The 531-nt window shown below is 43.7% G+C and carries 1 protein-coding gene; it reads left to right on the top strand.

Annotation, left to right across the window (positions count from 1 at the left end; all coding sequences use genetic code 11):
• A partial coding sequence (locus tag R7Q11_RS29005; RefSeq protein WP_225467323.1) for a response regulator occupies positions 1–531 on the top strand: 531 nt, incomplete at both ends.

The raw sequence follows: 531 nt of genomic DNA, 5'->3' as shown, positions 1-531 counted from the left end.
TTGACCGTAATCTGTGTAAAGTTCTGGTCGCTGACGATTCCAGACTGGTTACGAGCAGCGTGACCGCGATACTTCGACAACTCGATTTAAGTGACATCTATTACGCTTATAAACCTTTTGAGGTCATCAATCTTTGTAAGCAAATGCATTTTGATTTGGTGATTTGTGACTACAACTTTCAAACTCAGCTCAATGGCTTTCAGTTGTTAGAAGAGTTAAAGCACGCGCAAATTCTGCCTGCACATACAACGTTCGTCTTTTTGACCGGAGAAAATGATCACAAAATCGTGCGTTCAATAGTGGACTGCGACCCAGATGACTACTTGCTAAAACCGTTTAATCACACCTTTTTTCGCAACCGACTGCTGTCGGCCATGAAACGCAGAAGCGTGCTACTACCGATTTACGAAAAACTGCGTGAGATGGACTTTGAAGGCGTGATTGAAGCCACCGATACCCTTCTTCCCTTTCATCCCGAATATTCAAAACTGATCAGACGTTACCGTGCGCATGCAATGGTGCAAAACAAAC

This window comes from Vibrio sp. 970, from assembly GCF_033339075.1.
This window is presented reverse-complemented; position numbering and strand designations above follow the sequence as displayed.